Source organism: Vibrio sp. 2-2(8) (assembly GCF_963888495.1).
GTDB lineage: Bacteria > Pseudomonadota > Gammaproteobacteria > Enterobacterales > Vibrionaceae > Vibrio > Vibrio anguillarum.
The window spans coordinates 306,835-327,676 of record NZ_CAWPJM010000033.1; the positions used below are offsets into that span (position 1 = coordinate 306,835).

A 20,842-nucleotide genomic window follows, 5' to 3' on the forward strand; every position below is an offset into this window, starting at 1 on the left:
TGTTGGGATACGCAGTTAATTGCAAGCTATACTACGCGCTCATCAGAAACGGAATTTGCTATAAATCAGCTTTTCAGCAATTACTGAGGTGTCAATCATTCAAAAAAGGGATCAAAAATGCCCACCGCAGTGAGCATTGAGAGAAGCAAACAGGGCGTTTAAAGCAGAATGAAAATGCCCGCTAGACATGCACTCATTAAGTTAGCTAGCGTACCTGCAATCACCGCTTTAATACCTAAATTCGCGACTTCTGCACGGCGTTCAGGAGCGATAACCCCGATAGAGCCTAATTGGATCGCGATAGAACCAATATTGGCAAAGCCGCACAGAGCAAAAGTAATGATAACTTGGGTGTGTTCCGACAACAGCGCTTTGTGGTCAACAAAATCAATGAAAGCCACAAATTCGTTCATCACCACTTTTTGCCCAATGTAAGAGCCCGCCATCAAGACTTCATGGCTTGGTACACCAATCAACCAAGCCAGTGGTGAAAATAGATAACCGAACAGCAGTTGTAAGGTAATGCCGTTCAAACCCAATAACTCACCGAAACTTTCAAGCCCAGTGTTAACCATCGCAATCACGCTCACAAATGCAACCAGCATTGTACCGACGGCCACCGCCACTTTCATGCCATTCATCGCCCCGCTCGCCAGTGCGTCAATCACATTACTCTCTTGCGCTTTATCCATCTCAATATTGGTTTGATCAAGTGGAACATCGCGCTCTGGTACGATGATTTTTGCCATCATTAAACTGCCGGGTGCCGCCATAAAACTGGCTGCAATAAGGTATTTAAGCTCAACACCTAGACCGGCATAGCCACCCAACACGCTACCTGCGACAGAGGCCATGCCTCCGGCCATGACGGCAAACAGTTCTGAACGTGTCATGCGCGACAAAAAGGGACGCACAAGCAGTGGTGATTCGCCTTGTGAAAGGAAAATGTTACCCGTAGCAACCAGAGATTCTGCTTTGCTCGTACCTAAAAATTTTTGAATACCACCACCGATAAACTCGATGACTTTTTGCATGATACCAAGGTAATAAAGGGCAGAGATAAGAGCGCTGAAGAAAATGATGATAGGCAGAACACGAACAGCAAAAATAAATCCGGAATCGGCTAAATCACCGAATAGAAAGCGGATTCCTGCATCGGCGAAACCCAGCAAACTCGACACACCGCCGCTGATGCTGGCTAGTGCGCTTTGTCCCCATGGGAAGTAGAGCACCAGCGCGGCAAAACCAACTTGCAGCAATAAAGCACGTGATACGGTTTTCCAATTGATGAAAGATCGATTTTCAGAGAGCAGGTAGGCGCAAGCGATCAGCGCTAAAATGCCGACGAGGCCAAAAAGAATATTCATTGTATTTACCTAGTTTGAAATTTGGAAATAAGGGTAGAACCAAAAAACTTGGCAAAGGAGGAATCATTGTCCTTTTGCACAACAAAAGCATGACAAAAAGAGGGGTATGCGAACATATTGTTCATCTAAGATCACCTTATACAAGCAGAGGAACTTAGCTGGTCCAGTCCTTGGGGTCATTCACATTTCCGTGTGACGGCTTGTATGGGTTGAGCACCGGCTCATAACCGGGCGGAAAGTATAGCGAACAAAATGAGAGTTTCATCACATATTTTTACGCAAACGTTCAAGCGCTCATTTATTCGACAGTTATTCTAAAAAAACATCAAACACAGGCAAGATTGGATGGAAAACAAACAAAAAAAATATGGAATTTTCATCACAAATTTAAACTAATTTAACTATATAAAAACGAATAATTGGTATTTCTGCACTTTGCCAACTAGCTTTAAGAGAGTCACTTTCAAGAGACTGAAACGGTTTCGAATAAAAATCACTAGCAACGTCACGCCTCTTGCGGTCAACACTGACCCAAGAGGCATTTTTATTGGACAAAGTCACTGTAGTGCAACAGCGTGAGGCGAAAACTAGTTTACAACCTCAATATCGGTTTCAGGAATACAACAACACGCTAAAGCGAAACCAAGATGACGCTCATGTTCAGGCAGTGCTGGCACGTCAGGTTGATGCACTTTGCCCGACTGCACAGTCACCTTGCACGCACCACAGAACCCTGCTCGGCAACTGTTGGCAATCGCAAGGCCAGCGGCTTCGGCTTGATCTAATAAGGTCGTTTGGTTATTACCCTCAAATACATGGCCATTGACGCTCAGTTGTAACGTTTTCAGCTCAGCTGCGACGGTGTGCGCCACACCAAATGCTTCTTGGTGGTAAGATTCTTCCGCAAGCCCTTTTTTCAACAATAAGCTTTTTGCTTTCTGCATAAAACCATCAGGCCCACACACAAACACTTGGCGAGCAGTCACATGTTGGATTTGCTTAAGGTGAGATAAAGAGAGCCGGCCTTTCAGCCCAAACCAATCGACTGGAGCTTGAGTCAGAGAAATGAAGACTTTCAACCCCGGATGCCGCTGCTTAAGCGCTTCAAGTTCAACACGGCAAGGAATATCCTCAACGCTGCGGCATTGATGATAAAAGACCACATCTTGAATTTGTTGATTATCGGCAAGATAGCGCAACATCGATAACATAGGCGTCACGCCACTTCCAGCCGACAACAGTAACAACGGTTGTTGGTGCTGAGTCGACAGATGAAACGAGCCATCCGGTGATTGCGTGGTCAATGTACTTCCTACCTGCAAGTGATCAAGCAACCAGTTAGAAACTCTACCGCCATCAATACGTTTGACTGAAATCGCTAACCGACCCGGGCGCGATGGGCTAGATGACAAAGTATAGCGGCGCGCCACGTTCTCGCCATCGATCACAACTTCGATTGGTAGGTGCTGCCCAGGTTGATAATTTGGCATTTCACCCTTTTTCGGCTCTAGCCAGAACGTGACAAAATCACGCGCAATCGCTTCACGCTCAACACAGGTCATCACATGGTGACTCATGCCCAAATCTCGATAAAACTCTTTCTCTTTGTACTCAAGCACCTCAACGCTGTCGCCAACTCGAATCATCCCCTCATTTTTTGCGACTAAATTTTGCCCAAAAAACACCCCACCTCTTTCGTTAGCACGAAATTGTGACAAGGTTCTTAGCGGCTCTTTGGTTGGACGAAAAGCCCCTTTATTCACATCAACAGTAGTGAGAATACAGCGTTCGCAAGGTTTTACCGCTTCAAATTCTACCTCACCAATTCGGATCCGCTTCCAGCTGTCTTCAGCGAAAGGCTCATCGGTTCGTACCACTAGATTGGTACGAAATTGATCCATGCTGTGCACTTCAGGGCTGCGGCGATTAAGTTCATCAAGTGAAGCTTGGCTGATGACCAGCACTGGATAGCCATCAGCAAAGCTGACATTGTGACCCACTTTTTCACGCATTCGGTTTGATTGCTCTCCGGTAAACAGCAACTCAACACGCTGGCCTAACACTTGGCTAAACCAATCATCCGCTTCATCGGTTGTGGTGTAAGCGGTAAAGTTATCGTCCCACACTTGCGCTGGAGAAGGTTGCATTTTGAAATCTGCATAACGCAGTTTTAATGGAGATTGGTTCGCTGCCGTAAAGATCAAACCATCTGCAACCAGTATTGAATTGACCTTAACCATATTTGGATATTTACGCGCAGTGACCATTGAACCATCAGCTAACGCGATCATAAAGCGCCGATCAAAAGCCAGCCCCTGTTTTTCAACCCAAGCGGTGGACTGCGCGATACCACCTATCGATTTGACTGGGTAAACGTTAATTTGTGAAAGTTGAGCTGACGACATGGCCTATCCTTATGCTTTTTTGAAGGTATTTTTATAACGCGATGATAATGGAAATCGCCAAAGCTGGCTAACCCTATGGAAAATAAAAGGATGAAATTCACCCCTGTTTCCTCTATCATCCTGTCGCTTAAACGTAAGCGATTGCGCGCACATTAAAAGCGAAGCCCGTTTAAGCTCCAATCAATTTATTTTCCGGTGGGAGCAACCAATGAAAACATTAACGATTACTCGTCCAGACGACTGGCATGTTCACTTACGTGATGGTGATGTGTTGGCCGATACAGTACGAGACATCAGTCGCTACAACGGCCGCGCACTGATCATGCCCAATACGGTCCCGCCAATCACCACCACAGAATTAGCATTAGCGTACCAACAGCGCATCATGGCGCAAAAACCACGTGATTCTTTCAAGCCACTCATGGCGCTTTATCTCACCGATAACACGACACCTGATGAGATCCGCAAAGCCAAAGCTTCTGGCGCTGTCGTGGCAGCCAAACTTTATCCGGCTGGGGCGACCACCAATTCAGATTCTGGCGTAACCTGCGCTCAAAATATTTACCCTGTATTGGAAGCGATGCAAGACGTTGGCATGCTGCTGCTGATTCATGGCGAAGTAACTGCTCACGATGTGGATATTTTTGACCGAGAAAAAGCCTTCCTCGATACAGTGCTTGCTCCTATTGTTAATGATTTCCCAAATCTGAAAATAGTGTTAGAACACATCACCACCGCCGATGCTGCCGAGTTTGTACAAAATGCGAACCAGAATGTAGCGGCAACGATCACGGCGCACCATCTACTTTATAACCGCAATCACATGCTTGCTGGTGGTATTCGCCCTCATTTTTACTGTTTGCCAATCCTTAAGCGCAACACCCACCAGCTTGCGCTGATTCAGGCAGCGACATCGGGCAATAAGAAATTTTTCTTGGGTACTGATTCTGCGCCTCATGCCAAAGGCAAAAAAGAAGCCGCTTGCGGCTGTGCTGGATCGTACACAGCGCACGCAGCCTTAGAGTTATACGCAGAGGTGTTTGAGCAAGTTGGTAAAATTGGCAACCTTGAAGCGTTTGCCAGTCACAATGGCCCTGATTTTTACGGCCTACCCCGTAATAACGACACCGTTACTTTGGTCAAAGAAGAGTGGCCAGTTGCTGAAAGTATGCCATTTGGCTCAGATATTGTGGTGCCGATCCGCGCCGGTGAAACGGTCGCGTGGGCAGTAAAATAGCCCATTAATGCATCAAAAAGGGAAGCCGCGGCTTCCCTCTCTTTATCATTATCATTTTTGCACCACACAGCGCTTATCTCAGCTTAGGCTGACGCTCTAACAGCACCATCACTTCGCTATGATCGGTATGTGGAAACATATCAAACCATTGCAGTTTTTTGGGTAAGTAGCCCACCATACCTTGCATATCAGTGATCAGCGTTTGCGGGTTACAGCTTGAGTAAATGATGTGTTTGGGTGATAAAGCCACCAATCGCTCAACTAATTCAGCTCCTAAACCACGACGCGGAGGGTTGACTAGCACCAACTCAGGAGCGATTGATTGAGCCTGTGAGAATTGGGCAGAATCCAGCGCAGCAAAGTCTAAATTGGTAATGCCCATCGTCTTGGCAGAGCGTTTAGCACTGGCGATCGCTTCTGGTTCAATTTCAATGCCTGTGACTGTCGTAGTTGGACTGGCACAATGTAGGGCAAAACCGCCCACGCCACAAAACAGATCCCACATGTGACTTGGGTTTATCTCTCTCACCCAATCACGCGCCGCCGCGTACAACTGCTTCGCTACATGCGGGTTGGTTTGGAAAAAACTTTTCGGGCGGATAACCATAGGCACCTGATTAAACTGCTCAATCAAATACTCACACTCGGTTAAAAAAATCTCTTCTTCACCTTCTAGGCGCGCCATGTGGATGGGTTGAAGGTTAACTGAGACGACGCGAATGGTTGGAAACTGCGCCTGAAGCCGCGCGAGGTTTTGCTCAACTCGGCCTAAAGCTTCGCGGCTTCTCAATACGAAACGCAGCATAAACTCACCTGAATATTCGCTGCGTGTGAGCAATATGTATTTGAGTTCGCCTTTCTTCTTGGCTTTATTATAGGGAGGAATGCCCGAGCTACGGATCCAATCTTGTAGATAAGTTAATAGCGCTTGTGTCTCTTGTGGGTAGAGAGCACATTGCACTAACGACACGGGCGTTGATAGCCCATCAACCATGGATTCAACACCCAAAATCGGTGCATGAGCCGCGCCAAGAGCCACCATTTTCGCTTTGTTACGAAAACCCGTCTCTTCACTTATGACAGGTTCTAGCCACTGCTGTGGCATCTGCGTTGAAAACAGCGCTTTTAGTGCCAAATCTTTGCGCTTCACCTGCTCTGAATAAGAAACCGCGCAATGAGTACAAGAACGGCACAGCTGTTGATCAAAAAACGCACACTGCATAATGGGAACTGCCAAAAACGAAAAGCGCTAGTCTATTCGTCTGCGGGCAAATCACCATTCAATATGGTTATCATCACCATAAAAAAAATTAATGGGACGGTTTCAATTTACTCACTATCCCCCACACTGCAACCACAGCCAGCCCGGCGAGTAAACCAACGAAACCATTAAGCAAGGTTGGCATCACTACTGCTAATAAAGAGAGTTCAGCAACGGCTACAATCACAGGTTCAAGCACGTGGTGAATAAAAGGGATGTTGTGCACCACAATGCCACCGCCCACTAAAAACATCGCGGCGGTACCCACTACAGTTAATGCTTTCATGAGCTTAGGCGCGAAACTGATCAACCCTTTACCAAAGCGAGCACGCAGCCCTGCGCCATCTGAAGTGCGCTCTAGGTAGAAACCTAAATCGTCCAATTTCACAATGCCTGCCACCAAACCATAAACGCCGATGGTCATGACCACTGCAATCAAACTCACCACCAAAATTTGTGTCACCATGCTATGGCCTTGCACTGTCCCCAACGCAATCACGATGATCTCGGCCGATAAAATAAAATCGGTCCGAATCGCCCCAGCGACTTTACGTTTTTCATAGTCATCAATCGATACGTCAGTGAGCATGCGCTCATCCGCGTCAGCGGTGCTGTGATGACTGGTATGAAACACTTTTTCTAAGATTTTTTCTGCCCCTTCAAAGCAGAGAAAAAGTCCACCGACTAACAAGAGCGGCATTATCAGCCAAGGGGCTAATGAGCTCATCAGCAAGGCGGCGGGAACCAAAATTAATTTGTTGCGAAATGAGCCTTTAGCCACTGCCCATACCACTGGGATCTCTCGTTCAGCGGCAACACCAGACACCTGCTGAGCATTGAGCGCCAAGTCATCCCCCAATACGCCTGCCGTTTTTTTCGCGGCCATTTTTGACATCAACGCCACATCATCGAGCACGGTTGCAATATCATCAAGAAGGGTAAGTAAGCTCGCGCCTGCCATGCAAATTCTCTCTTATTCATTTTCATTATTCAAAGCGTGACAAAATGTAACACCAAGCGCTGATGAAGGGAAACACAGCGATGAGAATCCCACCAACAGTGCTGACGCTTCAAGTAGCAAAGCAGTAAAGAACACTAGCTCAGTGACTGAGTATATTCGGCTGGCAATTGAGCCAGAGCGCTCTGTAACGCGGCGAAGCAGTCAGGATCAATGGCAGTATGTAGATTCTCTTGCATGATCAAAAGTGCTTTATCAATTGGCATCGCGGAGCGATAAGGACGTTCCGCGCTGAGAGCATCAAAAATATCGGCCGTCGTGATGATTCGAGTCATCACGCTGATCTCATCACCGTTTACACCACGCGGATAGCCAGTACCATCGAGTTTCTCATGATGTGCCCCTGCCATACGTGCCAACGTCTTAAAGGGCGATAATTTCTGCAAGATTTGTTCAGTAAACGCGGCATGTGCCTGAACGGCTTTCCACTCCATATCGTCTAACTTACCGGGTTTATCTAAAATGGCATTACTGACCCCTAACTTACCAATGTCGTGCAGTAATGCCGCGCGTCTCAACCAAGATCGATCAGTTTCCGAAATGGCTAATTGTCGTGCGATTAAATCAGTATACACAGCCACTCGTTCACTGTGCCCTGCGGTATAGGGGCTTTTTGCATCAACAATCTTGCCAAATGCCGTGACGATACAGTCTAAATACGCTTCATCCAAAGGCTGATGCGCTTGTGCCGGTGGTAAATGCATCACTCGTTGGCTGATATCAGAGGCTTTGAGGCTAGCCACAAAGTGCGGGTTATCCACCAACTGCTCAATAATCTCAACCAATTGTGGGTCAAACCATACACCACTACGCTCTGTAACCTCGCGTATTGCTTCGTCCAAATCATGTTCCATTTGAAAAACGTCAAACACTTGAGCTAATAACGCAATCCGCGAGAAAAGGGGGATAGCTTCACCTTTTAGCTGTTGAGGACGCCCTTGACCATTCCAATGTTCATCCAGTGAGTGGATCCCCTGCGCGACGACTTCGCTAAATCGCAACTCTCGCGCCACATCAGCCCCACGAGTACAACGAGTTTGAATAAGCTCTTGTGCATAATCATTACCATTTTTCAAAATGTCGATGGTAGTTAAAATACGTTCTGCCCAGCTCTGCTCTGAACCGGTATTTTTGACGATAAAGTTAATCACACTCGATAGACTGGTTCCGACGGTTTTATAACGCCGTTTGAAAGCGAGATCATCAGTGGCATACAACTCGCAAATTCGCGCGGCGTTGCTACTGCAGCCCGCATCTTTCAATAGCAAGGTAAAAAACAGATCATGCAGCTCAGCCTGATCGAGCTCTAATTGCATGCCAATATGCATACCAACCCAGCAACAACGAATGCAGTGCTCCGGTGGTTGGCCTTCCGTCATGTCTAAGGCGGTCGTTAGCGAAATCATTAGTTCAGAAAGGGGGAAACTATTCTCCAATCGTGTTCTCACTCAATTGCATTGGTCTGGTTGCAGTTTAGATGTGACCGTTCGGTTTAGCCAATGATTTACCTCAGTTATCAGGCCAGAGTCGGCTATTTCCTTGCTCTAACAAACCTGCATTGCCCCAAAAACAGGTTGAGGTAATGAACCCTGTTAACGGGCTGTGGTAAATCCAGCTTGGTATTTTTGATTGCTCTTAACACTCACACCTCTTACTCTGTGGGCAACTAGTCAGAAAGGAACCCTCATGTACTCTGTTTATACTTATCCTATCGGTACGCCAGGCACACCTTGGCAAGCAGCAGAACGCGAAGCGTGGCTCGCGCAAACGACGATTAAACGAGAATATCAGCAAGAAGTCGTGCCGAAAATTAACGCTTTGGCAACGGATTTTGAGATAGAGCAATACGGTGCACTATCAATAGACAAAGATCGCTACCCATTATTTGCCTTAAAAAGTCGCTCATGGAACCCTGACAAACCAACGGTGTTGATCACAGGTGGTGTACACGGTTACGAAACCAGCGGAGTGCACGGCGCGTTGCAGTTTTTAGCGACTCAAGCACAGCAGTATCAATCTCATTTCAACATTGCCGTTGCCCCGTGCGTAAGCCCTTGGGGCTATGAAACGATCAATCGTTGGAACCCATCAGCGCTTGACCCTAATCGCTCATTTTACGCCAATAGCCCAGCCGAAGAGTCTGCAAGCTTAATGCGCTGGGTCGCAAGCTTAGGTGACGTGCTGGTGCATATTGATTTACATGAAACTACAGACAGTGATGAAAGCGAGTTTCGCCCTGCACTAGCAGCGCGCGATGGGATTAAATATGAAGCCGATACGATTCCCGATGGGTTTTATACTGTCGGCGATACGGAAAATCCGCAGCCAGAATTCCAAGCAGCCATTATTGAATCGGTACGCAAAGTCACGCACATTGCACCAGCCGACAGTAAAGGCGAGATCATCGGCTCTCCGATCACTCAAGAAGGAGTGATCAACTACCCCATGAAAGCGTTAGGGTTATGCGGTGGCATCACAAATTGCTACTTCGGCACCACCACCGAAGTGTACCCAGATAGCCCAAAAGTCACAGCGCAAGAGTGTAATGACGCACAAGTCGCCGCCATTGTTGGCGCTTTGGACTACGTGTGCCGCTAAAACAATAAAACACCCAACCCCCTATGTCATGGATTCATGAGTGGTAACGAAAAAAGCAGGCCGCATAAATACGGCCTGCTTTTCTCAACTCTTAACTTGGTGAATCACATTATTAAAGAATTGTAATTTATCAGCAAGTTCACGGTCTACATTCATTACATTTGCAGATAATTCAGAAATCATAATGAGTTTATTCTTTTTTACATTCATAAAAACACTTTCGTCTGAACATAACAAATCCATTATTTTTTGAGATTTCAAACGAAGAACTCGTGTATCAAAGATTGGAATTTCGACAAAAGTTTGTATCGCATTTTCCTGTAAATTAATAAAAATCTCCTCACCACCGATCAATTCAATACCGATCGGTTCATTCCCCTCAATCCTTGAAAGCAAATTCGGTTGCACGCCCAAATTATCTACTAAAGTTTTATAAACGAGCTCTCTTAATCTATTCATTTTTTATCCTATAACTGATGAAAAAGCAGGTGGAACTGTTCATAAATGTTCCCACCGACCTGTGTAAGCAAAATGATAAATACAACTAATTTAGCTGACATTGGAAGACCAGGATCTTGGACGCTAAATACCGTTTGCAATAATCCAACAACCACACCTGTAATGACAAAACCTAAGGAAAAAATAATAATCGCATTTTTCACAATATCTAGGCATGCAGCAGTGACATCAAGTACGGTCATAATATTCCTCTAACAAACTGGTTACTTTATTATTTTCAAATTTAAATAAGTAGTATTTTTTTGCGAAAAAAACTCGGTAACTATTTACCTTCGGATATTGCCAAAATAGGTCAGGTGATAATGAATAATTTAGATAATTCGAACTCACTACTGGAAAGTTTTGTAAGACCGAATATCTAGGATTCAAATTAACACTGCCTGTATGCACATTCTTTGGCTCAGCCTCAAATAGAGTAAGAGGTGAACCTTTCAAATTATTTGAATCCCCGCCAGAAAATCTACCCATAAATATTTGAGATTGGATCTCTTTCAACGCACTAGGTGCTATCGCCCACTCTCGATTCTGTGCTCCAGAACGTAAACCGACATTCGGCTCCAAATTTAACTTACCCTGCATGGGTCGCGTCATCGTAAAGTGAGGAGAGGCAAACTTGATTCCGTCTCCTTGCTTTGATTGCGTCTGAGCCAATGCTGGTGAAGGGCTCTTTACACCCTGTTCAGAAATCAACTTACCCTGCATGGGTCGCGCCATCGTAAGGTGAGGAGAGGCAAGCTTGGCTCCGTATCCTTGCTTGGATTGCGTCTGAGCTAATGCTGGTGAAGGGCTCTTTACACCCTGCTCAGAAATCAACTTACCCTGCATGGGTCGCATCACCGTAAGGTGCGGAGAGACAGACTTTATTCCATCTCCTTGCTTTGATTGCGCCTGACTTAATACTTCAGAATGCGACCACATATAACCGCCAAAATTCGACTTAACGTGAGGTAACGGTAACGTAAGGGCCGAATGGGCAGTCGTTAGCTTGATTCCATCACCTTGTATTTTTACACGATTCAACACCATCAACGGTTGTTCTTTAAGAGCCATCTTCTCTACACCACATACAGGGTGCTTTGTTTCACTTAGTGACGATAACTGCGTCTCTTTTGTTATAAGAGAAGGTGTGATCCGTCGATTTTCGTTTACTCCCGTCATTCGTACTTTCTGATCAGCCGCTGTTTTTATTTGAGGCTTAAAAGAGAGCTCGTTCTTCTGCATTACGGTTGTATTCGCTATCAAGCCTTCGAAGCTAGCGTTGTTCTCTATTACATCACGACGTTTTTTAAGAACGCCCTTATACTTATCTTTACTCTTAGATAGGCTCGTATCAGTGGCAGAGCTGGCATCAACGGTATTGAGTTCATCGGATAAATCACCCAACATACCTTCAAAATTGTTATCCTTCGACGCCAAGGGGGTTGACGTGATTTGATTGAGTTTACTTAACATGCTTTCTCATACCTCAATTCTTCTCGGATTTCATGAAGCGCATCTTTGCGCTTTTCAAGGCGTCGTTTTTCCGCTTCAACCAGCTCTATTTCAGAAGCTAAATCCTCCGCTTTTTGTCGAGTAATCGAGGCGTCGAAAAAAACCGATTCAATGTTCGTTTTGACACTCTCGCGACGCATAAAGAGACGGCTCAGTGCGTTGTTCTCTTTTACCACGACCAAACTTTTAAGCTCTTGCTGTAACACTTCAATACGCCGCCAAAATTCCTCGATCTGATCTTGCAGTTCCTGATTGCGTTTTCTCAGCTTAACTAACATTCTTTGCTGTTTATCGATTCGAATATCAACGATCTCAATAATCTGACCAAATTCTTTCCATCGCTTCGAGTGTTTCTTCATACTCGACACCTTCAAAACCTTGTTTTAAAAACTCCATCACGATCGGGAAAAGATCAATCGCTTTGTCTGTTTCTAAATCGTTACCTTTTTCGTACTCTCCAACCCGAATCAACAATTCAACATTGAAATAGCGATACACCATATCTTTGATTTGCTCTGACAAACGGACGTATTTCTTATCCTGAACCTTATTTTGTAGACGGCTTTTGCTTTTCAATACATCAATAGCGGGATAACGGCCAGTCGAAGCAATGGTTGTTGAATACACAAGATGGCCATCAATCAGAGATTTCACCTCATGAGCAATCGGGTCATCATCTATCTCTTTTTCAATCAAGACGGTGAAAATACCCGTTACTGAACCGCACACTGAGTTGCCACAACTTTCAACCAAGCGCGACAATGCGAGCGACACACCGATCGGAATACCACCTTTAATCGGCGTACCATCCAGCATGGCTTGCGCACGAGCAAAACGAGTCAACGAGTCGAAATAGATCACCACTTTTTTACCCTGTTCCATAAAATGGCGAGCAATAGATACGGCGACTAAACCAGAACGCACCTTTTCCAAAGGATTCGCTTCCGATGTCGAAACCACAGTGATGGATTTACGAATGACTTCTGGGCCAATCTCTCCCTCTAAAAATTCGATGACTTCGCGGGCTCGCTCTCCAATCATGGCGAAGATAACAACATCAGCTTCCATGTTATTCGCCATAATAGATACGGTTGTCGTTTTGCCAGCACCGGCTGGGGCAAATAAACCAACACGTTGCCCTTCACCAATCGTAAACAACCCATCGATAATCTTAAGTTTAGTTGGAAAAACCGTTTCAATAGGCGCTCGCATCTGCAACGGGATCGGCTCAATAATGATCGGTAAATCAACAAATTCACCAGGCTGCGTTAGGTAATCATCACCATAGAGTGACTCGCCGTAACAGTTGATCACTTTCCCTACTAATGCTTTTTCATTCAAAGGAAAACAGAATCGACGAGGGGTGATTTCTACTCGTCCACCACGCTGTACCGCACCGGGTTGAAGTAGTTTGATCTCCACTCTCGGTTGCGCAACTTTCATCACTTCACCACGAATTTTGTCCCCACTCACTGTGTGAATGAAACATTCTTGGCCAACAAAGGTATCGATAGAAACATGACAAACCACTGTATCTTGATACAATTCTTTCACCTTAAAGAAGTGATTTAACATTACTCAATCACCTCAAATGAAATAGACACATAGCGTTTGAATTTACGTTTTGTCTGCGATGTGTTTTTGAACAGCTCTCCTAAGAAAGGAATACTTGAAAGCACTGGCACGGCGTTGGTTGTCGATTGAGTAACAGTGTTATCAAAACCACCGAGAATCACCGTTTGATTCGGCTTAATATAAACTTCTGTTTCCAACGATTGTGAGCTCACTCTTGGTGGCTCACTTTTGGTACTTTCAGAATCTGCCGTATCACCTAAAGATTCTTCTATATATTCAACTTTGGCCTGCACATTGCCAGATGGTAATAGTCGGCCAGTCACGTACAAACTGTTATCGGCTTCTATTTTTTGGGTTTCAACCTGGCGTTCAGAGATCAAGGTGATAGTCGCTGTCTCTTTTTTACCAAAGTGACCTTTTTGATTTTCAAGCACTAAAAGATTGGTCTGATAGACACCACGAGCAATGCCGTTGGAAGACAGCGCTTGGAAATTTTTTAAAAACTCAGTTGTCTGGGTAAAAGGTGGGATCACAATATCGTAAATCCCTTTGATACCGCTCAACCAAGCGCTATCAATACCAAAATTCTCATTACGATCAGCGGCGACGTCATACACTTTTAGCGAAAAAAGCAGTTGTTGTCGTTTGACATCAATCAAAGCTGCGATGCGTTTCGCCAGTTTAATTTCTTCCGGAGTACCTCGGACTAAAAGGGCATTGGCCGCAGGTAAAGCCTGCACATTAGACGTTTTTTCTTCCTCGTCTAATTGCTGTTTTTCACCTTCACTCAACTTAACTTTATAAGTGCGCTGTACCATTTCCCCATCACTGACATTCTGAAATTGTCCAATGTTGGTTATGGCCGCTGCAATCAATGCTTGAGCACCTGGAAAGGTGACCGTACTATCGAAAGTGCTGACACTGCGATCAATGACTGAGATAAAATGAAATTCAATTCGCGCTAATTCTAAATTATTACCGTTTTCAAGAAATTGGTTTTTATCCACCATATTGGCATAACTGACGGCATCATTGACAAATTTACGTGTGCCAGAGAATAAAATTGAGTTTCTTCGCTCGGTTAATTTGAGCTTAGTTGTTAAGTTGGTATCAAAGGTTTGTTTCAATTCTTTCAGTAACGCTTGAGATGAAATATTACGTGGCTTATAAGCGTAATTAATATACGTTTTTCCGGCTTCAACCGTTAGCATTCCACCATAAACATACCAGTCAAAATCATACACATCAGAAAGTCGTCTCAATAGCTCAGGCCCTTCCCCTGATAACGTTTGAGTCAGAATCTGACGTTGGGTTTTATCATCAAGATCATTGACCAGTTTGACTTGCATATCCTTGGCAATTGCAGATAAGGCTCCTTTTAAATCAATATCTTGCTGTTTAATTAGTACACTGGCTTGTGCCATTGTTGCACACAAGAAAAAAGCCAATGACAGCAGTTTAATCTTCATTAAGTATCTCTTTTAAACGTTCTTGGTTTTGCTTCATTTGACGCACTGTTTCATTCATAACCGATTGTTTCAGTATCATCTCCACAATCTCATCTTGACTCAGCATGTCTTCTTCAGTAATTCCCTCTTCCTTGATATTAGTTGTTACTTCATTTTGTACTTTCGTGGTTCGCGAAACTTCCTGAGCAACAGTATCAAAATCGTCCATACCGCTATGCGTTTGAGCAATAGCCAACCTGTTTGTCATTTCTACTCTATTATTCATAACCTACCTTTTGCATCATTTGTTTGAACACATAAAACTGGTCACTCAACAACCAGAGATTAATGATAATAATAACTACGATCGCTTTAATGCTTGTCGTAACAAACATAGACAATGACGCCTTTTTAAAAAAGAGATCCACATAGCCACAACCTACCGTAATCGTGAGCATCAAAATTATATATTTCCCTGATACAACCATCATCATCGATAAACTATCGACGATCATGAAGTAAAGTGTTTCAAACGGATTGTTGATGTCTTGATTCTGTGTTTGCGTAAATACATCAAAGAGTGGACGAAATAAAGCACCACTCTCTAGTGCATACATCAGGAAAATAAGACTGCTGATTTTAGCAAGTGCTTCTGATTCATCAGTAAAACGACGGTCCTGTACAGACTGCTCGTTCAGCAAGAGCAATTGCTGAATAACATTACCTATCGTGCCACTTAACCAATATGGCACTGAGGAAAAAAGCGCAAAAAATACAACACTTGCAACCCACCAAGGGGTTGGAACTTGTGCCAAATCACTCGCATCTAGCCCAATCGCAAGCACAATCGCGATGGCTAAACACGTGGTATTATCCAAATAAAGCCGAGTAGGGTTGTAAATTTTCAGGAATAAAAACAACCCAGCAAATAAAAGCCAATCGGGAAAAAGTACCGCTTCCATATCACGCAAGCGCTCTGAACAAAAGAGTCCAGCTGTCTGAAAAATAGAACACAGCAAGCTTAACTGGGGTAGAGATTACCGTTGGTGATAACATCGTCATCCCCACCCCACTCAATATCACGGCAATTAAGAAGTCGATACTCACGAAGATCAAATACAACTTCAACCCAAGTTCAAACCCTTGATACAGATCTAATACTAAACTGCCCAGAAAATACTTAAACGTATCCGTGGTTTCATCAAAGTTCAGCGGAATATCAATCATGGAAAGTAACTGGTTTGTCTTTATTTTAGATCGTTCCAACAGCTCAGGAAAAAACTCAAACATATGACTTGCTAAATAGTACATCGTTATATTTTGCGGTTTTTCTTCTTCCAAGCTTTGATCATAAAACACGTCAAACATCTGTTCATTTTCTGATTGCTCAGAAAAATAAGGTTTTATGCGCTCTATACCGGGTTTTATATCGGGCCACACACTATTTAGCGCCATGAGTGCCGCCAATAAATTCACCACAATCGCCGGTGGGATTTGCTGTGTTCCAACCGCGTTTTTGATAATATTTAACACTATATTGTATTTAACAAAACCAGAAAAACAGATGAAAAACACCGTTGACAACAATACCAATACCAATAAAAGTAATAAGTTGGCACCTGAATAGGCATTGTCAGGGCTAAGTAGCTGAAGCATATTTCACCGTCATTAAATACATCAAAAAACAGGCATGATGCCTCTTATAAAATTAGATATTTCTTGCTGCTGCAATAATCGAATCTTTTAGTGACTTCAAGGTTGTTGTCCCTGTCTGTGCTGCAATACTCTGATCTGACATCAATTTTTGCAGTTCCAAAGAATCCGATGCAGAAAGATCCAGAGCTCCCGTAGTGGCATCAGTATGAGCCGTAATGAACGTCTCGATTGCACCATCAGCTTGTGCAATAAAATCTTGAAAAGTACTACCGACTTCACCTGTAGTCAGTGCATCATCAGCAATAATAGCTCTAATAGCCGCCATTTTTTGTTTTCCTTTAAGTAATAAAAAGATGAAGTAGATGTAAGAAATGCTCACAGCCCACATCAATTTGCGATGGCCAACACTAACAATGATTCACCGACGCATAAAATGAAGAATGTTGATTATTTGCGAGGTATAAAAATTCAACATTTTTCACAACCCTATTTTATCCGTAAGGTTAATAGCTTACGCTAAACAATGAAGGGTCTAATTGATTGATAAATAAAGGAGTATTGTTTTTATCCATCTCTGGGCTTGATGGTGTAAATACTATCTCCCCGAGAGACTCTGTCATCATTATCTGACTTTTTTGTTTAACTTTAATCATGGGGAGAATACCCGCAGGGTGTCGGCTCATTGAAGAAATGCGCTGAAACGCGATTTCGGTCAATTGAAACTGGTTACGATCCGCTTTGCTACTACGAGAAAGCTGTTGATCGAACTTAGCCAATAGTTTGTGTGCAGCTTTGGTGCTCTTACTTCGAGTAAGTTGCTCAACGAGTTCCTTTGTCAGTACATCTAACTGGTTTCGTTCTAAGCGATATTTTGCCGTCGCTTGCACAAAAGACTCTCGCCCTGCGTTGAGTAATTGGCTTTGACTTTGGCTCGATGCTTTAATTTCTTGCAGAAATTTACGTCCTGTAGCTGATGTTTCACCACCAATTATCTGACTAAGAGAACGCGAATATTTAGGTCTGATATGAATATGACGACGAATATTATCAGCCCAACGACAACGCCAATGAATTCGTTGATCATAACTCACTTTCAAGTGTTCTATTTTATCGGCAGCAATCTCTTTGTTGACTTCGTGGTAACCCATTTTTTCTGCTATAGCCAATTTGGTCAATATACTTACCCCCCTAGCTTGTAGCTGTTTTTCTCCTGTACCGTTCGTGTTCAACCAATGATAAAGTTGGTTCAACTGAATATGATTTTGGTGGTCAGTTTGAATGGGTTGTAACAAATCGAGATCATTACTGCTGACGTCGTTCTGAGTCATCCAATCGTTTTGTATCACGTTACTACTTTGGAGCACGACCGCAGGCGTATCATCAATTGGTCCATTAATGCCATGCATTGAGGCTAAAGGCAGTTCATGGCTGCCTAACTGGTTAAAACGTGTAACATAACCATGCTGAGCCAAACTAGGGGTGGTGGTTGCAAACGTTTTTTCATCGATTGCTGTGGGGAAAGCATAGGGGGGAGCAAGTGGAAACACCATCGCTGTCACTCCAGAACCCGCGGAGACATTTAAACTCGCAACGTAGTCAGTTTGGACATGTAAACTGCTCTCATTTCCTATTTTAGTGACGCGCTTATTCTCTCTGGCCACCGAAACATCGGCCCCAAATTTGATATAAGACCGTGGTGCCACCATAAACATATTGGGTGACACATTTATCCCCCTTTGCAGCCGAACTTCAGAGTTTTCGGCCAACGTCACCTTAAGTGTTTTTGTCTGCTCACTCGTATATTGGGGATGACTTATCGTATCTTGATACTCTTGCAGAACTTTATCCCCATCTTCGAGTTTGAAGAGGTAGCCTAGCATTTTTGATAAGTCGACATTTTTTACATTAAACGCGAAATTTTGTTCATGTTCTTTCTTCGCAGTTAAAGCTAAGGTTGCTTCAAAAGGCAACACAGTCACCACAGATCCATACTGATCCTTCACCAGGTTGGCAATGTCTTCCATGCCCGCCCCCGTACCAAGCATCGCTGTTGCCATTTTATCTTTTTTTCGAACGAACTGAATTTGCGTTTTTTCATCACCAAGCGCCACTAACTTACAATCATAGTGCTTTTCATAATAAGCCATTACACCTGCAAAATAGCCCCCGGCAAAAGGTAAACCAAAATGGGCAATTCCAGCAAAGCCGCTCAGCCCCTGCTGTGCGCTTAACGTTAACGCATCTCCCTTGGGCAAGGCATGCATACGCTGAACGATTTGATCCAAGATCTGATGAGCGGGTGTTTGATTGCCTGTAACATGCGTCCATACTTTCCCCAAACCATTCTGCTGGTTGTTTAGTGACTCAGCCATACGAGAATGTATTTTATTAGCACACCGCCATGCCTTCATCGAAGGACAGCCCGTTTGGATAGCACTATTCAACTCGTCACTTCTCTCGTTCAACAATTTATGTTTTAGGGTATCCATCGGATTTGTTTGGATTTTAATAGATTCAGAAGCCCCCTGACAGGCGAGATAAAGCCGAGTATTGATCAGCGTTCGTTCAATATATGAGAGATAAAGGTCAATCTCTTTATATTTAAACGAAGAATGGGTCGAATCTGTCAATGTTGTTAACTGATTCTGCATTGACCGTAGGATTGAGTGGATAGGCTCGATTGATAAGTTCTGAGCATCGGAGTGTAAAAGCAAATCCGAGAGCTGTTTGTTTAATATTGATATATTTTCTTTTAAGGCAGAATCCATTAAGCGTTTACCACTCACGCTGGTAATCACTACTTGATCGAGCACTTTTTCACTCGATTTCAATGAGTCAAGAATGAGTTTCTCTGCTGTTAGCTCTTCTATTTTATCGCTATCTCTAGTGTTATTTCCAACGCAAGAAATACTGAGTGCAACACGAAGCCGTGAATCTAATCGTGATCTATCCTTATCAAATTCATCCGTTAAAAAACACTTATTCCATTCATGTCTTAAATACGACTTCAAACTCAGCTGCTTAGCCAAACGCTGTTCAGCCATTACAATTTCAGCGGGCAGATGGCGATGATTCCATCTCTGTTTTCCCCATAACGCCATGGTATGTAACCCAGGATCAATCGATTTAGCATAAGACTTAGCTGCATCGACTTTTCTACCTCGTTGCCACTTTTCGTTGCCGCGTGAGACTCGATGCTTAATTCCATCAATCCAGCCAGACAGTGGCACAAATTGATTGCCAATATGCTTCACTTTGTTGCCAACAAAAGGGTTAGCATTGACAAAATGACTACTGTTGTTGGCCGCGAAATGCGCAAAAGCAATTGGTGGCGTATCAGAAACCGCCGATTGCCATTTTTCAGGTAATGCATTTGTTTCTGTTCGGAATTCCAAATGTTGCGTATCGAGATAAATAATTCGTTGTCTACCTGTATTTTCGCCAATGGTTGCAATAGTGACTTGTAACCATTTCCCGCAAGGCTTGATGTGCTGAATATATTCTTGGTCTGACAAGGGTGGAGCCAATTGCGCCTTACCACTAGCGACACTTAATCTGCGATTGTTTAAGGAATCAATTTTTACATCTGCTTCCTGTTCACCTTTCAGCATGAGCGTTACGGGTGGCGTGTTATCACTTCCCAATGTCACTTCAGTATTCGCCGATGTATGAACATCAACAACTAATTGACCCTGACTCGTCAATTTAGGCATAAGTTTAATGTGGCTACAGTGCGTATTACCCGTCGTTATATCCGTATAAACGGCTTGAAGATTTTGCTTTTTGTCAATCCAAAGTTGAGTAATTCGCTTATTAGGGATTTCAATGGGTGCGAATAAATAATCAGCTTTACGATGATGGAATGGCCGACGATGCCACATCTCACGTAATAAACCACGGTTTTTCCCCGTGATTAGAATGAGTTTACCATCTTGAATTGAAGCCATCATTTTAAGACCATGAGGTTGATCAACACTGGTAAGGTCTACAAAGTGCTGAGCACTAATAGTATCTGGACGAATAGGATTAAACATTAATCCATTTTCGTTTTCGTTTATGTCTTGATGAATAGAATTGATCTGCGTAGCCGGTACATTCGTAACCATAGGGATTACCACTCTTCTTCGTAGAATAAGAAATACAATCTATGCCTGCACAATTACTTATTAATAGCCATATAACATATTTTTTAAAAAAAAGAGAACAACAATGGCTATCAACACTTATAACTAAAAAAACAAAAATGGTGCTCACTCAAAACAAGCAG

The 20,842-nt window shown here is 43.7% G+C and carries 18 protein-coding genes; 2 read left to right on the forward strand and 16 right to left on the reverse strand.

Annotated features, from left to right (window positions below; translation table 11 throughout):
* Positions 1–158: 158 nt before the first annotated feature.
* Positions 159–1,367 carry a NupC/NupG family nucleoside CNT transporter gene (locus tag AACV12_RS10605; RefSeq protein ID WP_013868046.1) on the reverse strand — a complete coding sequence of 403 codons (1,209 nt, stop codon included), beginning with the start codon at positions 1,365–1,367 and terminating at the stop codon, positions 159–161.
* Between the two features lie 587 nt (positions 1,368–1,954).
* On the reverse strand, positions 1,955–3,772 hold the full coding sequence (locus AACV12_RS10610; RefSeq protein WP_170900314.1) for an MOSC N-terminal beta barrel domain-containing protein: 1,818 nt from the start codon (positions 3,770–3,772) through the stop codon (positions 1,955–1,957).
* A 208-nt stretch (positions 3,773–3,980) separates the two neighbouring features.
* Here AACV12_RS10610 and pyrC point away from each other — a divergent pair, with 208 nt between their 5' ends.
* Positions 3,981–5,009, forward strand: coding sequence for a dihydroorotase (pyrC, locus tag AACV12_RS10615; RefSeq protein WP_088729749.1), 1,029 nt, complete (start codon positions 3,981–3,983; stop codon positions 5,007–5,009).
* Positions 5,010–5,082: 73 nt separating this feature from the next.
* Here pyrC and rlmC read toward each other — a convergent pair whose 3' ends face one another.
* From rlmC to AACV12_RS10630, 3 genes are all read right to left on the reverse strand, one after another.
* Entirely contained in the window at positions 5,083–6,231 is a 1,149-nt protein-coding gene (gene rlmC / locus AACV12_RS10620) for a 23S rRNA (uracil(747)-C(5))-methyltransferase RlmC (protein WP_170900315.1), read from the reverse strand.
* An 88-nt stretch (positions 6,232–6,319) separates the two neighbouring features.
* On the reverse strand, positions 6,320–7,231 hold the full coding sequence (locus tag AACV12_RS10625) for a DUF808 domain-containing protein (protein ID WP_170900316.1): 912 nt from the start codon (positions 7,229–7,231) through the stop codon (positions 6,320–6,322).
* A gap of 134 nt (positions 7,232–7,365) precedes the next feature.
* Complete coding sequence (locus AACV12_RS10630) at positions 7,366–8,694, reverse strand: HD-GYP domain-containing protein (RefSeq protein WP_088718071.1); 1,329 nt, start codon at positions 8,692–8,694, stop codon at positions 7,366–7,368.
* A gap of 280 nt (positions 8,695–8,974) precedes the next feature.
* On the opposite strand from AACV12_RS10630, the gene AACV12_RS10635 reads away from it, so the two are divergent.
* Positions 8,975–9,886, forward strand: coding sequence for a M14 family metallopeptidase (locus tag AACV12_RS10635; RefSeq protein WP_170900317.1), 912 nt, complete (start codon positions 8,975–8,977; stop codon positions 9,884–9,886).
* 84 nt (positions 9,887–9,970) lie between these two features.
* Here AACV12_RS10635 and AACV12_RS10640 read toward each other — a convergent pair whose 3' ends face one another.
* From AACV12_RS10640 to AACV12_RS10690, 11 genes are all read right to left on the reverse strand, one after another.
* Positions 9,971–10,345: a hypothetical protein gene (locus AACV12_RS10640; protein ID WP_013868054.1), complete on the reverse strand. Its 375-nt coding sequence runs from the start codon at positions 10,343–10,345 to the stop codon at positions 9,971–9,973.
* Positions 10,346–10,353: 8 nt separating this feature from the next.
* The gene (locus tag AACV12_RS10645; RefSeq protein WP_017047156.1) at positions 10,354–10,587 is read right to left on the reverse strand and encodes a flagellar biosynthetic protein FliQ; all 234 of its coding nucleotides are present in this window, start codon (positions 10,585–10,587) and stop codon (positions 10,354–10,356) included.
* Positions 10,574–11,857, reverse strand: a complete 1,284-nt coding sequence (locus AACV12_RS10650) for a hypothetical protein (protein ID WP_170900318.1) — start codon at positions 11,855–11,857, stop codon at positions 10,574–10,576. Before AACV12_RS10650 ends, AACV12_RS10645 begins: the two co-directional genes overlap by 14 nt.
* Positions 11,851–12,255 (reverse strand): hypothetical protein, encoded by a 405-nt coding sequence (locus AACV12_RS10655; protein WP_019280809.1) that lies wholly within the window; start codon positions 12,253–12,255, stop codon positions 11,851–11,853. Before AACV12_RS10655 ends, AACV12_RS10650 begins: the two co-directional genes overlap by 7 nt.
* Complete coding sequence (vscN2, locus tag AACV12_RS10660; RefSeq protein WP_019280810.1) at positions 12,209–13,471, reverse strand: type III secretion system ATPase VscN2; 1,263 nt, start codon at positions 13,469–13,471, stop codon at positions 12,209–12,211. Before vscN2 ends, AACV12_RS10655 begins: the two co-directional genes overlap by 47 nt.
* A complete protein-coding gene (locus tag AACV12_RS10665; protein WP_017047160.1) occupies positions 13,471–14,940 on the reverse strand; it encodes a type II secretion system protein GspD in 1,470 nt (489 codons plus the stop codon). Before AACV12_RS10665 ends, vscN2 begins: the two co-directional genes overlap by 1 nt.
* Positions 14,930–15,205: a hypothetical protein gene (locus AACV12_RS10670; RefSeq protein WP_017047161.1), complete on the reverse strand. Its 276-nt coding sequence runs from the start codon at positions 15,203–15,205 to the stop codon at positions 14,930–14,932. Before AACV12_RS10670 ends, AACV12_RS10665 begins: the two co-directional genes overlap by 11 nt.
* A complete protein-coding gene (locus AACV12_RS10675) occupies positions 15,198–15,881 on the reverse strand; it encodes a hypothetical protein (protein ID WP_019280811.1) in 684 nt (227 codons plus the stop codon). Before AACV12_RS10675 ends, AACV12_RS10670 begins: the two co-directional genes overlap by 8 nt.
* A 1-nt stretch (position 15,882) precedes the next feature.
* Complete coding sequence (locus AACV12_RS10680; RefSeq protein ID WP_017042612.1) at positions 15,883–16,575, reverse strand: flagellar type III secretion system pore protein FliP; 693 nt, start codon at positions 16,573–16,575, stop codon at positions 15,883–15,885.
* 52 nt (positions 16,576–16,627) lie between these two features.
* Positions 16,628–16,900 (reverse strand): hypothetical protein, encoded by a 273-nt coding sequence (locus AACV12_RS10685; protein ID WP_019280812.1) that lies wholly within the window; start codon positions 16,898–16,900, stop codon positions 16,628–16,630.
* A 178-nt stretch (positions 16,901–17,078) separates the two neighbouring features.
* Positions 17,079–20,609 carry a hypothetical protein gene (locus AACV12_RS10690; protein WP_249371337.1) on the reverse strand — a complete coding sequence of 1,177 codons (3,531 nt, stop codon included), beginning with the start codon at positions 20,607–20,609 and terminating at the stop codon, positions 17,079–17,081.
* Between the last annotated feature and the right edge of the window lie 233 nt (positions 20,610–20,842).

Coding starts and splice junctions, on each gene's coding strand:
- AACV12_RS10610 (WP_170900314.1), bottom strand. CDS start 3,772: ATGTCGTCAGCTCAACTTTCACAAATTAACGTTTACCCAGTCAAATCG.
- AACV12_RS10655 (WP_019280809.1), bottom strand. CDS start 12,255: ATGAAGAAACACTCGAAGCGATGGAAAGAATTTGGTCAGATTATTGAG.
- AACV12_RS10690 (WP_249371337.1), bottom strand. CDS start 20,609: ATGTTTAATCCTATTCGTCCAGATACTATTAGTGCTCAGCACTTTGTA.
- pyrC (WP_088729749.1), top strand. CDS start 3,981: ATGAAAACATTAACGATTACTCGTCCAGACGACTGGCATGTTCACTTA.
- AACV12_RS10640 (WP_013868054.1), bottom strand. CDS start 10,345: ATGAATAGATTAAGAGAGCTCGTTTATAAAACTTTAGTAGATAATTTG.
- AACV12_RS10685 (WP_019280812.1), bottom strand. CDS start 16,900: ATGGCGGCTATTAGAGCTATTATTGCTGATGATGCACTGACTACAGGT.
- AACV12_RS10625 (WP_170900316.1), bottom strand. CDS start 7,231: ATGGCAGGCGCGAGCTTACTTACCCTTCTTGATGATATTGCAACCGTG.
- rlmC (WP_170900315.1), bottom strand. CDS start 6,231: ATGCAGTGTGCGTTTTTTGATCAACAGCTGTGCCGTTCTTGTACTCAT.
- AACV12_RS10670 (WP_017047161.1), bottom strand. CDS start 15,205: ATGAATAATAGAGTAGAAATGACAAACAGGTTGGCTATTGCTCAAACG.
- AACV12_RS10665 (WP_017047160.1), bottom strand. CDS start 14,940: ATGAAGATTAAACTGCTGTCATTGGCTTTTTTCTTGTGTGCAACAATG.
- AACV12_RS10650 (WP_170900318.1), bottom strand. CDS start 11,857: ATGTTAAGTAAACTCAATCAAATCACGTCAACCCCCTTGGCGTCGAAG.
- vscN2 (WP_019280810.1), bottom strand. CDS start 13,471: ATGTTAAATCACTTCTTTAAGGTGAAAGAATTGTATCAAGATACAGTG.
- AACV12_RS10630 (WP_088718071.1), bottom strand. CDS start 8,694: ATGATTTCGCTAACGACCGCCTTAGACATGACGGAAGGCCAACCACCG.
- AACV12_RS10635 (WP_170900317.1), top strand. CDS start 8,975: ATGTACTCTGTTTATACTTATCCTATCGGTACGCCAGGCACACCTTGG.
- AACV12_RS10680 (WP_017042612.1), bottom strand. CDS start 16,575: ATGCTTCAGCTACTTAGCCCTGACAATGCCTATTCAGGTGCCAACTTA.
- AACV12_RS10675 (WP_019280811.1), bottom strand. CDS start 15,881: ATGGAAGCGGTACTTTTTCCCGATTGGCTTTTATTTGCTGGGTTGTTT.
- AACV12_RS10605 (WP_013868046.1), bottom strand. CDS start 1,367: ATGAATATTCTTTTTGGCCTCGTCGGCATTTTAGCGCTGATCGCTTGC.
- AACV12_RS10645 (WP_017047156.1), bottom strand. CDS start 10,587: ATGACCGTACTTGATGTCACTGCTGCATGCCTAGATATTGTGAAAAAT.